Here is a 13,226-nt window from a genome sequence, read left to right as displayed (position 1 = left end):
CCGTCACCAGCCCAAACAGACAGAAACCCAACCACAGAAAGAAAACCAAGTCCAGCAACCCACGACCCCGCCGAACAGGTTAAAACTCAAGCTAGTCGGGCCTGCCGACTTGGGTGTTCGACAGGTCGAGGCCGATTGCGAAGTCCGCCGTGTAGCTGTTTCCGGCCTGCTGCGGGCGCAGCAGCATTTGCGCACCACCGCTGCGGTAGATCGAGTCGCGGTTGTTGGTCGTGTCGGCCGGGCCTTTCCGCCGGTACGGGTCGGTCCGCAGATAGGCCGCGCCGAACTCGGGCGTGAAGTACAGCTGCGAGGTGAACTCGTAGGGACGGCCGTTGGTTCCGACGGTGCGTATTTTGACGTGGATGTGCAGTGTGCGCCCCGAATACCAACCCGGCAGAATGGTAGTGAACCGGGCTGCCCCCGATTGGTCGGTGTTCTGGTAACCACGCAGGAACCGGCGGCCGGAACTTCCTTGAGACGGAATGTCAGAGTACAGCCCGTACGCGTCACATTGCCAGAGGTCGATCATCGCCGCCGGCAGTGGCGTGCACACCTGCTGACGAATTTGCTGAACGGTGAAATTGATTGCCAGCGCGGTGCCGGGAACCAGTTGTCCGGTGGACGGCTCACTGCGGATATCGGAGCGGTTGAGCCGCTCGTCGACGAAGTACGGACCCTCCATTTGCTCTGGTTTGACTACACAATCCAGCGCGCAGACTTCGGGAGTGCCCGCCGTGGAGGTGGTCGCACTCGCCGTGGCGGATCCAGCGACAGTGAGTGTCGCACCAACCGCGCCGAGCAGCATCAACGCCTGCCGCCTGTCGAGCACCCGACCTACTGGCTCATCATCGTCATGCATAGTTTTCCTTTTCGCCGAATGATGGGAGCAGATAACTGAGCGCAACAAGGCTTCGCCTGCAGGTGCCGCGCGCATCCGATTGTCCGCCAGGACTCGTCCGCTGTCGAGATCGTTCACTCTCGCGCATCATACTTCGAAGCGATCACTATCCTTTGATGGGCCAAATTCTCGAACCTCTGCTACGGCATTTCGCCTACGACGTCTCGAAGTCCAGCTTGAGAAAAGTCCGACCACGGCTACCATTTCCGCTCACCGCCGTCGCCGTTATTCCGTGACAAGTGTGGCTTTCGTGCGCGGCCGTGCGGACGTCATCGGCGACCCGCTCCTGCTGCGGCACCAGGACGTCGCGGCCGTCGGGCGTACAGGTGACCGAGACCATTCGGCGTAACGGCGACCCGATTCGGTCGCTAACCTGAGCAGGCTGCCCTCCGGCAGCACCGCCACTTGTGGAGGATTCATGTCTGCTCCAGACCTGCTGACCGAGACGGACTCCCCAGGAAACCGGTGGATGGGCCGGCCGGACTTCGCCTCCTAGGGCGCGGGACATGGCAAAAGCCATCGCGGATGGCAAAGGGTTCAAGCTCGGGGTGTTCGCCTCGAACTGTTCATCGGGCCTCGCGGTGACCAAGGTCCCCGAACGCTGGTCCGGTAGCTGGCAGGACAACCTGCGGCTGGCGAAGCTGGCCGACGACGCCGGCATCGACTTCCTCCTTCCCGCCGCCCGGTGGATCGGCTACGGCGGCGAGACCAACTTCCACGAGAGTGTGCTCGATCCGACCACGCTCGCGGCGGGCCTGCTTTCCCACACCAGTCGCATTTTCGTGTTCTCGACGGTCCACACGGCCTTCAACCATCCAATTGTCGTGGCCAAGCAACTGGCCACAGTGGACCAGATCGGCCAGGGCCGGGCCGGCATCAACATCGTGGCAGGATGGAACAAACCCGAGTACGAAGCCTTCGGCGTCGACCTGCCGGACAGCCACGACGACCGCTACGCGCTCGCCCAAGAGTGGTGGGACATCGTCCGTAAGATCTGGCGGGCCACGAAACCGTTCGACCACGACGGCCGGTTCTTCCAGCTCCAGCACGTCGAAGGCCTGCCCAAGCCCTACGACCGGCCGCTCCCCGTGCTCAACGCGGGTTCCTCGGACCAGGGACGCGAGTTCGCCGCACGCAATGCCGACTTCGTGTTCACTATCGTCGGCGGTCCCGAAGACGGCGAAGGGATCGTCCGCCAGGTACGCGCCCAGGCGCGGGAGCGCTACAACCGGGACACGGGGGTGTTCACCCTTGCCCACGTCGTATGCCGCCCCACGCGGGCAGAAGCCGAGGAATACCTGCGCTACTACGCCGACGAGAACGCGGACTGGATCGCCGTCGACAACCTCATGCGGCTTCAAGGCCTCCACGCCAAGTCGTTCACACCACAGATGCTGCAGACGTTCCGGGCCCGGTTCGCCGCCGGACACGGCAGCTACCCGCTGATCGGCACACCGGACGAGATCACCGACCAGATCGAGTGCCTCCACCGAGCGGGTTTCGGCGGCATGACGGTGTCGTTCGTCGACTACCTGGCAGAGCTCGAATATTTCGCGCAGGAGGTGCTCCCCCGATTGGAGGACCGCGGCATCCGGGTCCGGAGACCGCGATCGAGCCCCTGAACTTGCGCTCCGACCGGCCGGATGGGTCGCCGAGGATCATTCGGCTCAGCATCTCTTCGATCACCGCAGGATCGGCCGCGTAAGATCGATCCGAAGGGCATGTTGTCGCGGACGATCTTTCGTCGTGCGCCGTCACCATCTTCGAGTGTGGCATGGTCGACCACGGAGACGGCGTCACCAAGACCGGTGAACAGCCGGTCCCACGCTTCCGACCCGATGCCCGCGACGCAGGTCAAGGCCTCCTCAGGGTTCGGAAGATCGACCGAGCGGACCATCCCGGCGAGCTGTGCGCCGGACTGCTTGCCCGCTGGATTTGGCGAATGCTCGACGACACGCTCCGCACGGGCGGCGTCGCGCTCGATCCCCACCTCCCGCTACCACCACCGCCGCAGGTTCCACGACCCGCGCTCTAGATGAGTGATTCCGTGAAGATCGCGTGAGTGCAACCCCGCGAAGGAACCCTTCCCTTGACTGTCCATAAGGGACACCAGTTGTGCCGAATTGTCCGATTGACCGTATCGCCACGCCCCTTCGGTGCGAGCCACGGTCGTGACATACGGCAGCTACAGCGCCTCGCTGAGCTTCACGTGGTTTTCACGGAAAAAATGCCACCCACGACCATCCGAACCCATACCTGGCAGCCGCCTGTGGTCGCGGGCATGTCCTGAAGGCCCCCTTTGAGACGATCAACGTCTCAAAGGGGGCCTTCAAGACATCGCGACTACCCTTGGGTCACATGGGGCGTGAGTGCCCTTCGCGACACCCCCCGAGCGAGTCGGTCCAGGGAGTCGCGAGTAGCAATGAGGGGTAACCAGTCAGGACCCCCTGGTTGGAGTGGCCCAGCCTCCTATCACGGAATCAACCATCTACTAGAGCATCGCGTTGATGCCGGTGAGGTCGCGGCCGATCAGGAGTTTCTGCACCTGGCTGGTGCCTTCGTAGAGGGTCAGCACACGCGCGTCCCGCAGGTACTTGCCCACCGGGAATTCGTCGATGAACCCGTAGCCGCCGAAAACCTGGAGACAGTTGTTGCTGACGCGCACCGCGGTTTCGCTGGCGTGGTACTTCGCGATGGACGCGTCCGTCGCGTATTCCTTCGGCGGGACACCGGAATCGGCGACCCGCGCCACGTGATGGGTGAGCAGCCTTGCCGCCCGGACGTCCACGGTGGAATCGGCGAGCAGTTCCTGCACCAGCTGGAACGACGCGATCGGACGGCCGAATTGCGTGCGCTCGGTGGAGTACCGGACGGCGGCGTCCACGGCGGCCTGCGCCAGCCCGACGGCGCCTGCCGCGACCGAGACCCGGCCACGGGACAGCGCACCCAGCGCGATGCCCAGACCGCGGTCCACCTCGCCAAGCCTTGCCGAGTCGGGTACGCGAACGGAGTCAAAGGTCAGCTCCGCGGTCGCCTGGCCACGCAGTCCGAGCTTGCCGTGAATCTCCCTCGCGGTCAGGCCCGGCGAGCCGGTCGGCACCAAGAAGGCGGTGAGGCCGTGCTCGCTGGTGCGGGCAAAGGTCAGCGCCACCTGCGCCCAAGTGCCGTTGGTGATGAACATCTTGCCGCCGTCGAGGATCCAGTCTCCGCCGTCGCGGATGGCGCGGGTGCGGACCGACGCCGCGTCAGTGCCGGTTCCCGGCTCCGTGAGGGCGAAGCAGCCGAGCGCGTCACCACTGACGAGGCGGGGCAGCCAGTACTCCCGCTGCTGATCTGTACCGTGCGTCGCGATGGTCTTGGTGACCAGGCCGAGCGACACCGACACGATGCCACGCACCGCGGAGTCGCCTCGCCCCAGTTCCTCGGTCACCAGGACGTAGGACAGCATGTCCGCGTCCACGCCGCCGTAGGTCTCCGGGACCATCAGGCCGAGGAATCCCAGCTCTCCCAGGCGTTTCACGATGCCGCGATCGACCTGCTCGGTGCGATCCCACTCCCTCGCGTGCGGGACGATCTCGTCGTCGACGAACCGCGCCGCCATGGCGCGGATGTCGCGCTGCGTCTCGGTCAGGCCGAAATCCGGTGAAATCATGGTGTTTCCTTTTCCAGCGGGTAAGCGGATGCGGTCAAGGGGAGGCCGAGTTCGGCTCGCTCCCGCAGCCAGCGCGTCGGCCGGTATCGCGGGTCGCCGGTGCTCTCGTGCAGCCGGCTTTGGAGGTCGAGCAGGCGCCCGGCGCCGACGCGATCCCCCCAGGCAAGTGGTCCGACCGGATAGCCCAACGCGGCCGTGACGGCCAGGTCGATGTCCTCCGGTGTGGCCAGCGAACGTTCCGCGATCGACGCGGCGACCGAGACGATCGAGGCGAGCAGGCGCTGGGCGACCGAGCCGTCGGTGTCACGCACCACCGAGACCGCTTCCGTGCCCACCGCGAGCGCGCCGGCGGCCACGCGGACCGCGTCCGGGTCGGACGCGGGTGTCACGGCCAGCACCCGGCGACGGGTGGTGAACGAAAGCGGGTCCACGCCGAAGGTCCGGGAGGCGGGCAGCCCTTGCTCGGCGATCGCCGCCGAGACCGTGGTGCCCCAGGTCGGTACCAGCACGACGGCTTCGGGAGTGGGATCGTCCACCGTCTCCGGCAGCGCCGCACGCAAGGCGTCGGCGTCCGGCCCCGCCCCGGCGATCCACAGTGGACACTCGGTGACGACGGCGGCGGGCACCTCCGGGATGGTCTCGGCGCCGGGGCGGTGGTCGTAGAACCCGCGCCCGCTCTTGCGGCCGAGCAGTCCGGCCGCCACCCGGTTCGGGGTGAGGAACGAGGGCCGCAGCCGGTCGGAATGCCGGAACCCGGTCCAGATCGAGTCGATGACGGCGGCCGTCACGTCGAGACCGGTCAGATCCATCAGTTCGAACGGACCCATCCGCAGGCCGAGCACGTCGCGGGCGATCCGGTCGATCACCACCGGTTCGGCGACGGCGTCCTCCAGCAACGCGAACGCCTCGGTGACCAGTCCGCGTCCCGCGTGGTTGACCAGGAAACCGGGGGTGTCGGCGACCGTCACCGCGCGATGCCCGGACGCGCGCACCAGTTCGGCCAGCGTGCCGGGGATGTCGGGGCGGGTGGCCGCGCCGGGGACGACCTCGACGATCTTCATCAACGGCACCGGGTTGAAGAAGTGCAGTCCGGCCAGCCGCGACGGATCGGCCAGTGTCGCGGCGATCCGCGTGACCGGCAGTGAGGACGTGTTCGTGGCGAAAATCGCCGTGGATGGCAGCACCGCTTCCAGCCCGGTGAACAGGGCGGCCTTGGTCTCCAGGTCTTCACGGACGGCTTCGATCACCAGGTCAACGTCGCCCGGCGCCGACACCACGTCCAGCGGCACGAATCTCGTACGGACCGCGTCCGCTTCCGGTTCCGTCATACGCCCCTTGACGACCGCGCGGTCGAGCAGCCGTCCGACGAAGTCGATCGCCTCACCGACCGCTTCGGGCCTCGCGTCGGCGAGTTCGACGATATGCCCGGCGGTCGCCGCCCACTGCGCGATCCCCCGCCCCATCACACCGGTTCCGATGACCCTGATCCGCATGTTCACTCCTCAGCGCAGGTAGACGCGGCCGGGGTCGACTTGTTCGCGTAGCCGCCGCAGTTCGGCCGCGGCCGGGGGTTCGATCGTGGCCAGGTCACCGTCGACCTCCAGCGGCCAGCCGGTGGCCGCGCGCACCTGGCCTGCCGTCACGCCGGGGTGGACGGCGACCAGCCGCAGGGGCTCACCCACCCCCGGCCGCGCGAGGATGCCGAGGTCGGTGATCACCCTGGTGACCCCCGCACCCAGCGGCCGGATGCCGTCGGCCAGCGCGCGGTCGGGACCGGGCGAGGTGCAGAAGTCCAGCTGGTCCACAAAGGACCTGGGGTCGTGGCGGCGCATCACGACGAAGACTTCACCGGAGTTCGCCATCACCTCCATCGCGCCACCCGGCCCCGGCAACCGCACCGCCGGATCGGCCCAGTCGCCGATCACCGACGAGTTCAGGTTCCCCCACCGGTCGATCTGCGCGGCCCCGAGGAACCCGACGTCGATATGCCCGCCCTGCAGCACGTTGCCGAAGAGCGCGGGCATCGACAGCACCGCTTCGGCACCGGTGATCAGGACGGCGTCGGCGATGGTTTCCGGCAAATGCGACGGATGTGCACCGCAGACCCCGGATTCGTAAACGATCTCCAGCTCCGGCGCGACCGTGAGGTGAGCGAGGGACGCGGCCAGTGTCGGCAGGCCGATCCCGGCGAACACGGTGCGTTTCCCCGCCAGTTCCCGGGAAGCGACCACCGACAGCAGCTCGGACGAAGTGGTGTCCTTTGTGGACGTCATCGTGTGTTTTCCCTTCGCCGCCCGTAGTTCACCGGCAGGCTCAGTGCGTCGTCGACGGCGAGGCCCGCCCAGTAACGCTCCCCCAGCTTCGCCACGTATTCCGGGTGATCCCGGGTGCCGAGCACCCATTCCGCCAGCCACCCACGCAGGCGCGCCGGATCCGCGCTGATCGCCGACCAGCCTCGGTAGAAGGCGTTGTCCCGGTCGTAGTAGCCCTGCGCGAACGACGGATGCGCGCCGCGTGGGCAGGCCACCACGGCGTCGACCGCGTGCGAGGGAATGAGCGTGCGGTTGGGATCGCGGCGGATCACGTCGTCGTCGACGACTTCCTCGACCACCACCACGGCTTTCTTCGCCGCGTACACGGCTTCGGCCTGAATTCCGGTCAGGCCCCAGACCTGGGTGTTGCCCGACCGATCCGCCCGCTGGGCATGGATGATCGTCACGTCGGGGTTGACCGGCGGCACCACGTAGACCTGCTCGCCGTCGTCGTAGGGCGAGCGCACCTTGCGGAGGCCGGGGTTGACCGACGGCAGGTCGCTGCCGCCGTACGAGCGCACCGGGTAGAACGGCAGCCGCTGCGCGCCTGCCAGGTAGCGGCCGATCATGCCGTAGTGGCTGTACTCCTCGAACTCCAGCGGTTCGGGGTCGGCACGTTCGATCCGCCGCCGCAGCTCCCCCAGCGAGCCCGCCGAGGAGTTGCCGACGAACGAGGACACCAGTTTGCGCACGCAGCCACCCGCGAGCATCTGGTCCACGACGATATCCGCGGTCATCCGGACCACGGTGAGGTCGCGGCGGCCCTGCCGGATGATCTCGTGCCCCGCCGCGGTAGGTATCAGATGGGTGAACCCCTCGAGCGCGACGGTGTCGCCGTCGTGGACGAAGGCGGCAATGGCCTCGGCCATCGTGGTCGTCTTGTCGGTCACGGATTCACCGTGCCAGTCGGCATTGTGCAGAGTCCAATACCGAATTAAGGTCAGATTGATACCGCACACAGAATAATCGAGGGCGACATGGAGTTCCGTCATCTGAACGCCTTCCTGGCGGTGGCCGAGGAACTGCACTTCGGCCGCGCCGCGAAGCGCCTGCAAATGGCTCAGCCACCGCTGAGCCAGCAGATCCGCCAGCTCGAACGCGAACTCGGGGTCGCGCTGTTCGAACGCAACACCCGATCGGTGCGCCTCACCAGCGCGGGCGAGTCCTTCCTCTCGCCTGCCCGCACCGTGCTCGATGACCTCGACCTGGCCACCCGCGCCGCGAAGGCAGCGGGCCGCGGCGAGTTCGGCCGGGTCACCGTCGGCTTCGCCGGAGCGTCGAGCCACGAGTCGCTGCCACTGCTGACCAGGGCGGTACGGGCCGCGCACCCCGGGCTCGAACTGGTGATGCGCGGGCAGACCTACGCCAACGTGGCACTCGACCGCGTCGCGGACGGTTCGCTGGATCTCGGCTTCGTACGCCTGCCGATCACCCAGCCGGGCGTGCGAGCCAGGGTGATCGACGAGGAGGAGCTCATCTGCGCGTTGCCGTCGGATCATCGGCTGGCCAAGCATCCGCGTATCCCCATCGAGGAACTGGCCTCGGAGGTGTTCGTCAGCTTCCCCGCGAACGCGGGCTCCACGGTCCGCGAGGCCACCGTCAAGGCCTGCGCCAACGGCGGTTTCACCCCGAAGGTGGTCCAGGAGGCACCGGATTCGTACACGATCCTGGCACTGGTCGCTGCCGGGGTCGGCGTAACGCTGACACTGACGTCCTGCCAGCACATCCAGCAGACGGGACTGGTCTACCGGCGCCTCGCCGGCAAAGGGATGCGCCTGCAGGCGGCGCTGGCCTGGCGCGCCGACAATCCGTCCGCGGCGCTGCGGACCGTGCTCACGGTCGCCAAGGAGGCGCTGCCCACGCCCGTACCCGGCAGCGATTGATACGCGACAGCACTTACTGACCGGCCTATTCGGTATTGGACGTGTCTCGGTGGCGGCTGGCATCGTTCCGGCCAGAACAGGGACGTTGGCGCCGGGGGTCGCCGTGCCCGGGAACAACGGCGATCCAAGGAGACGGCATGGGTTCGGCGAGCGAGCGTGGCGCGAACGCGACCGCGAAACGCGCGGGCATCGGGGCGTTCATCGGCTCGACCATCGAGTGGTTCGATTTCTACATCTACGGCACCGCCTCCGCGCTGGTGTTCGACAAGGTCTTCTTTCCCGAACTCGACGGAGCGCTCGGCACGTTGGTCGCGTTCGCGACCTTCTGGGTCGGGTTCCTCGCCCGGCCGCTCGGCGGCATCATCTTCGGGCATATCGGTGACCGCCTCGGCCGCAAGAAGACGTTGGTCATCACGCTGCTGCTGATGGGTATCTCGACCACCCTGATCGGCGTGCTGCCGGGCTACGCGACCATCGGGATCGCCGCGCCGATCCTGCTCGTGCTCATCAGGATGATCCAGGGCATCGGGCTCGGCGGCGAATGGGGCGGCTCCGTGCTCATCGCCTCCGAGCACGCACCCAAAGGGAAGTCGATCCTCTACGGCGCCTTCGCCCAGCAGGGTTCGCCGGTGGGCAACACGCTGAGCACGATCAGCTTCCTCGCCATCAGCCAGCTACCGGACGCGGCGTTCGTCAGCTGGGGCTGGCGGGTGCCATTCCTCGCCTCCGCGCTGCTGGTCGTCGTCGGGCTGTTCATCCGGCTGAAGGTGACCGAGTCCCCGGCCATGGCGGGACTGATCAAGGCCAAGAAGGTCGCCAAGCTGCCGCTCACCGAGGTGGTCCGCAATCACCCGATGCTGATCGTGCTCGGCATCGGCGCCTGCACCATCGGGCTGTCCGCCACCTACTTCAAGTCCACCTTCGCGCTGTCGTGGGCCACCTCGGACATCGGCTTCACCCGCAGCTCCTTCCTCACCATCATCCTGGTCGCCAACATCACCCAGATCCTGGTGCAGCCGTGGGGTGCGGTGATCGTGACGAAGATGACCAGCTGGCGCCGCGCGGTGTCGGTGATGCTGCTGCCCGAACTGGTGCTGATGCCGCTGATGTTCCTGCTGATCAGTACCGGGGACTACACGTGGGCGATGGTCGGCGTCGTGGTCGCCACCGTCCCGCACTGCCTCTACTACGCCGCGCTCGCGGGCATGTTGGCCAGCCGGTTCCCCGCGCATGCGCGCTACACCGGGATCTCCCTGTGCTATCAGCTGTGCGGCACGCTGCTCGGCGGCACCACGCCGATCGTGGGTCAGTTCCTGCTCAATGTCACCGGCTCGATCGCCGCCGTGATCGTGTTCGCGGTGCTCCAGGTCTTGCTGACACTCGGTTGCATGCTGGCACTTCTGAAGCGGCCCAACTACGACGAGCGCGCCGACGAAACGGCACCCACCACCGCGGCGGTGATCCGGTGATCACCGCGAACGGCATCGAGGAGATCCAAGCACTGGCAGGACGCGATCTCGGCACGTCGGCCTGGCGGAAGGTGACGCAGGACGTCATCGACACCTTCGCCGAGGTCTCCGGCGACGGCCAGTGGATCCACACCGACCCGGTGCGCGCCGCGGCCGGACCGTTCGGCGGCACGATCGCGCACGGCTATCTGACGCTGAGCTGGTGCATCCCGATGTTCGCCGAACTGCTGCACGTCACCGGTGTCGGGATGGCGTTGAACTACGGGCTCAACAAGGTCCGGTTCCCCGCGCCGGTCCCGGTCGGTGGCCGGGTACGGCTGCACGCGTCGGTCCTGGACGTCGCGCCCGTACCGCGCGGCGGTGTGCAGATGGTGCGCGCGTTCACCTTCGAACTCGAAGGTTCGGGTAAACCGGCGTGCGCCGCGGAGTCCGTCACGCGCTACTACCCCTGACTCGGGCTTGTCTATGAAGGAATTGGGACACTCAACGTCCCAATTCCTTCATAGACGCGGACAGCGACCGTGTGCGGCGCGGCGTGAGCTGACCTTCGCTCTCTAATTGGGACAGCAACATCTTGGCCAACTGTTTTCGGCATACATCTCCCCTCCAGCGGATATGGGTTTCGATAAAGAGTCCTTTCGGCACCTGCGAGCACCGACAATAATTCCAGAAAAGGACTCTGACCATTTTGGGTTCTTTTGAGTGGCAAAGTGGGTTCTGTGGCATCTGACGCAGACATCGACGGTGCGAGGGGGCATGCCGACCCGTCCCGGCGTCGCGCGGTTCGCCGGACGGATCACCGGAACGAGTGATCGTCCACGGTGGAGCAGACCACGCCGGGCACCTAGGTTTGAGCCTGAGGCAAGGGAGGTCCGATGGCCACGATCGTGGACGCCGTCCGGCCGGGTGGCGCCCCGCCCGAGCTGAGCCGCAGGCAGGTGAACGCGATCTTCGCGGCGGTCCTGCTCGGCATGCTGCTCGCCGCGCTGGACCAGACGATCGTCGGGACCGCGTTGCCGACGATCGTAGGCGATCTCGGTGGCGCCGGGCATCTCTCGTGGGTGATCACCTCCTACCTGCTCGCCGAGACGATCATGACCGCCGTCGTGGGGAAGCTCGGTGACCTGTTCGGCCGGAAGCTGATGTTCCAGCTGTCGGTGATCGTGTTCACCGGCGGCTCGTTCTTCTGCGGGTTCGCGGACGACATGATCTGGTTGATCGTGGCGCGGGCCGTCCAGGGCCTTGGCGCGGGTGGCCTGATGGTCACGGCCACGGCGCTCGTCGCCGACGTCGTTCCGCTGCGGGATCGTGGCAAATACCAGGGTGTACTCGGTTCGGTCTTCGGCGTCGTCACCGTGCTCGGCCCGATGCTGGGCGGGCTGTTCGTGGACCACCTGTCGTGGCGATGGGCGTTCTACGTCAACATTCCCGTGGCGGTGCTCGTGCTGATCGTGGCGGCGAGCGTGATGCCGTCGGTCAAGTCAGCCGCCAAACCGGTGATCGACTACCTCGGCATCGCACTGATCGGGCTCGCCGCGACCGGTCTCACCCTGGTCACCAGCTGGGGAGGCACGCAGTACGCCTGGGACTCGCCGACGATCATCGGGATGTCGATCGGCTCGGTGATCCTGCTGGTGCTGTTCGTCTTCGCGGAGAAACGGGCGAAGGAACCCACCCTGCCGATGCGGTTGTTCCGGAATCCGGTGTTCACGGTGTCGGCCATCCTGAGCTTCGTCGTCGGGTTCGCGATGCTCGGCGCGCTGTCGTACCTGCCGACCTACCTGCAGTACGTACACGGGATCTCGGCGACCGATTCGGGCGTCCGGATGCTGCCGATGGTGATCGCCCTGCTGGTGGCGGGTGTCATCGCGGGCAACCTGGTCGGCAAAACGGGGCGGTACAAGATCTTCCCGATCCTCGGCGGGGTCGGGCTGACACTCGGCCTGTACCTGCTTTCCCGGCTGACGCCGACGACCGGGTTCTGGGAGATGTCGCTCTACTTCGCGGTGCTCGGCCTGGGGATCGGGCTGAGCATGCAGGTTCTCGTCATCGTCGTGCAGAACACCGCCGACTACCGTGACCTGGGAGTGGCGACGTCCGGGGTGACGTTCCTCCGTTCCATGGGCTCCTCGTTCGGCGCGGCGATCTTCGGCACCATCTACGCCAACCAGCTGGCGCCGAACATGGCGAAGGCGACCGCGGAACACCCGCTGCCGCCGGGGATCGACCCGCGGATCGTGCAGATCCCGAGCGGACTGCACCAACTGCCCGAATCGGTGTCGCTTCCCTACATCCAGGCTTACAGCGATTCCCTGCATTCGGTGTTCCTCTACGCCGCGCCGGTCGGGCTCGTGGCGCTGGTGCTGGCGTTCTTCCTCAAGGAGGTTCCGTTGCGAGACACCGCGCGGGTCGGCGCCCAGGATCTCGGTGACGGCTTCGCGATGCCGGACCCGAGCGACCGCGACCAGGATCTCGAACGCGCTGTCGGCAGGTTGCTGGCCCGCGAAGGGCGGGCCGCGACGGCCATGGTCGCGGCCCGCTCCGGCTGCGAACTGGACCGCGGCGGGCTGTGGTGTGTGGGTCAGGTGCGGCTGCGGGAACGGCGGGGCAAGCCGACGTCGCTGACGGCGATTGGTGAGCGCCACGGCGTCCCGCCCGAGGTCTTCGAACCGGCCTTCGCGAAGCTGGAACTGACCGGGCACCTGACCTATCGGCGCGGCGGCTGGGCGACGACCGAGGCGGGCCGGGCCGAACTCGGCAAGCTCCTCCAAGCCTGGAAGGACTGGCTCGCCGAACGGCTCCAAGACTGGGGCACCGAGGGATACGAAGACCTGTACGCGGCGCTGGAGCGGGTCGCGAACCACATCCTCGACCAGGCGGCCGACGACGTCCCTCGCGGGAAGCACGCTGCCGCCGTCTAGGGCGTGTCTGGCAAATCTGTTCGATGGGGTTCGTGATCCAGGTGGTTCCTGGTGGTGTGGGCCCTTCGTCCTCGTACCGGGTCGTACTCGG

10 protein-coding genes are annotated in these 13,226 nt (G+C 66.9%); 5 read left to right on the top strand and 5 right to left on the bottom strand.

Annotated features, from left to right (window positions below; genetic code table 11):
• Positions 1-91: 91 nt before the first annotated feature.
• Positions 92-976 carry a twin-arginine translocation pathway signal protein gene (locus tag AB0M65_RS35590; protein WP_364038051.1) on the bottom strand — a complete coding sequence of 295 codons (885 nt, stop codon included), beginning with the start codon at positions 974-976 and terminating at the stop codon, positions 92-94.
• A gap of 428 nt (positions 977-1,404) precedes the next feature.
• Between AB0M65_RS35590 and AB0M65_RS35585 the strand changes: the two genes are divergently transcribed.
• On the top strand, positions 1,405-2,520 hold the full coding sequence (locus AB0M65_RS35585) for an LLM class flavin-dependent oxidoreductase (RefSeq protein WP_364038048.1): 1,116 nt from the start codon (positions 1,405-1,407) through the stop codon (positions 2,518-2,520).
• Positions 2,521-3,389: 869 nt separating this feature from the next.
• Here the strand turns inward: AB0M65_RS35585 and AB0M65_RS35580 are convergent.
• Genes AB0M65_RS35580 through AB0M65_RS35565 form a run of 4 tightly spaced genes read right to left on the bottom strand, consistent with a single transcriptional unit; the run spans position 3,390 to position 7,731 of the window.
• Positions 3,390-4,550 carry an acyl-CoA dehydrogenase family protein gene (locus tag AB0M65_RS35580; protein ID WP_364038045.1) on the bottom strand — a complete coding sequence of 387 codons (1,161 nt, stop codon included), beginning with the start codon at positions 4,548-4,550 and terminating at the stop codon, positions 3,390-3,392.
• Complete coding sequence (locus tag AB0M65_RS35575) at positions 4,547-6,043, bottom strand: 3-hydroxyacyl-CoA dehydrogenase (protein WP_364038042.1); 1,497 nt, start codon at positions 6,041-6,043, stop codon at positions 4,547-4,549. The genes AB0M65_RS35580 and AB0M65_RS35575 overlap by 4 nt, the downstream gene beginning before the upstream one ends.
• A 9-nt stretch (positions 6,044-6,052) precedes the next feature.
• Positions 6,053-6,823: a CoA-transferase gene (locus tag AB0M65_RS35570; protein ID WP_364038039.1), complete on the bottom strand. Its 771-nt coding sequence runs from the start codon at positions 6,821-6,823 to the stop codon at positions 6,053-6,055.
• Positions 6,820-7,731, bottom strand: coding sequence for a CoA-transferase (locus tag AB0M65_RS35565; protein WP_364038054.1), 912 nt, complete (start codon positions 7,729-7,731; stop codon positions 6,820-6,822). Before AB0M65_RS35565 ends, AB0M65_RS35570 begins: the two co-directional genes overlap by 4 nt.
• 108 nt (positions 7,732-7,839) lie before the next feature.
• Here AB0M65_RS35565 and AB0M65_RS35560 point away from each other — a divergent pair, with 108 nt between their 5' ends.
• The 4 genes from AB0M65_RS35560 (at position 7,840) to AB0M65_RS35545 (ending at position 13,135) form a co-directional block, all read left to right on the top strand.
• A complete protein-coding gene (locus AB0M65_RS35560; RefSeq protein WP_364038036.1) occupies positions 7,840-8,745 on the top strand; it encodes a LysR family transcriptional regulator in 906 nt (301 codons plus the stop codon).
• Positions 8,746-8,882: 137 nt separating this feature from the next.
• Positions 8,883-10,214 (top strand): MFS transporter, encoded by a 1,332-nt coding sequence (locus AB0M65_RS35555; RefSeq protein WP_364038033.1) that lies wholly within the window; start codon positions 8,883-8,885, stop codon positions 10,212-10,214.
• Positions 10,211-10,666 carry a MaoC family dehydratase gene (locus AB0M65_RS35550; RefSeq protein ID WP_364038030.1) on the top strand — a complete coding sequence of 152 codons (456 nt, stop codon included), beginning with the start codon at positions 10,211-10,213 and terminating at the stop codon, positions 10,664-10,666. The genes AB0M65_RS35555 and AB0M65_RS35550 overlap by 4 nt, the downstream gene beginning before the upstream one ends.
• Before the next feature lie 423 nt (positions 10,667-11,089).
• Positions 11,090-13,135, top strand: a complete 2,046-nt coding sequence (locus tag AB0M65_RS35545) for an MDR family MFS transporter (protein WP_364038027.1) — start codon at positions 11,090-11,092, stop codon at positions 13,133-13,135.
• The last annotated feature ends 91 nt before the right edge of the window (positions 13,136-13,226 follow it).

The sequence above is a fragment of the Amycolatopsis sp. NPDC051071 genome (assembly GCF_040682875.1).
Taxonomy (GTDB): Bacteria; Actinomycetota; Actinomycetes; order Mycobacteriales; family Pseudonocardiaceae; genus Amycolatopsis.
The sequence above is the reverse complement of the archived record's forward strand: the minus strand, read 5'-3'. Positions and strand labels throughout refer to the sequence as shown.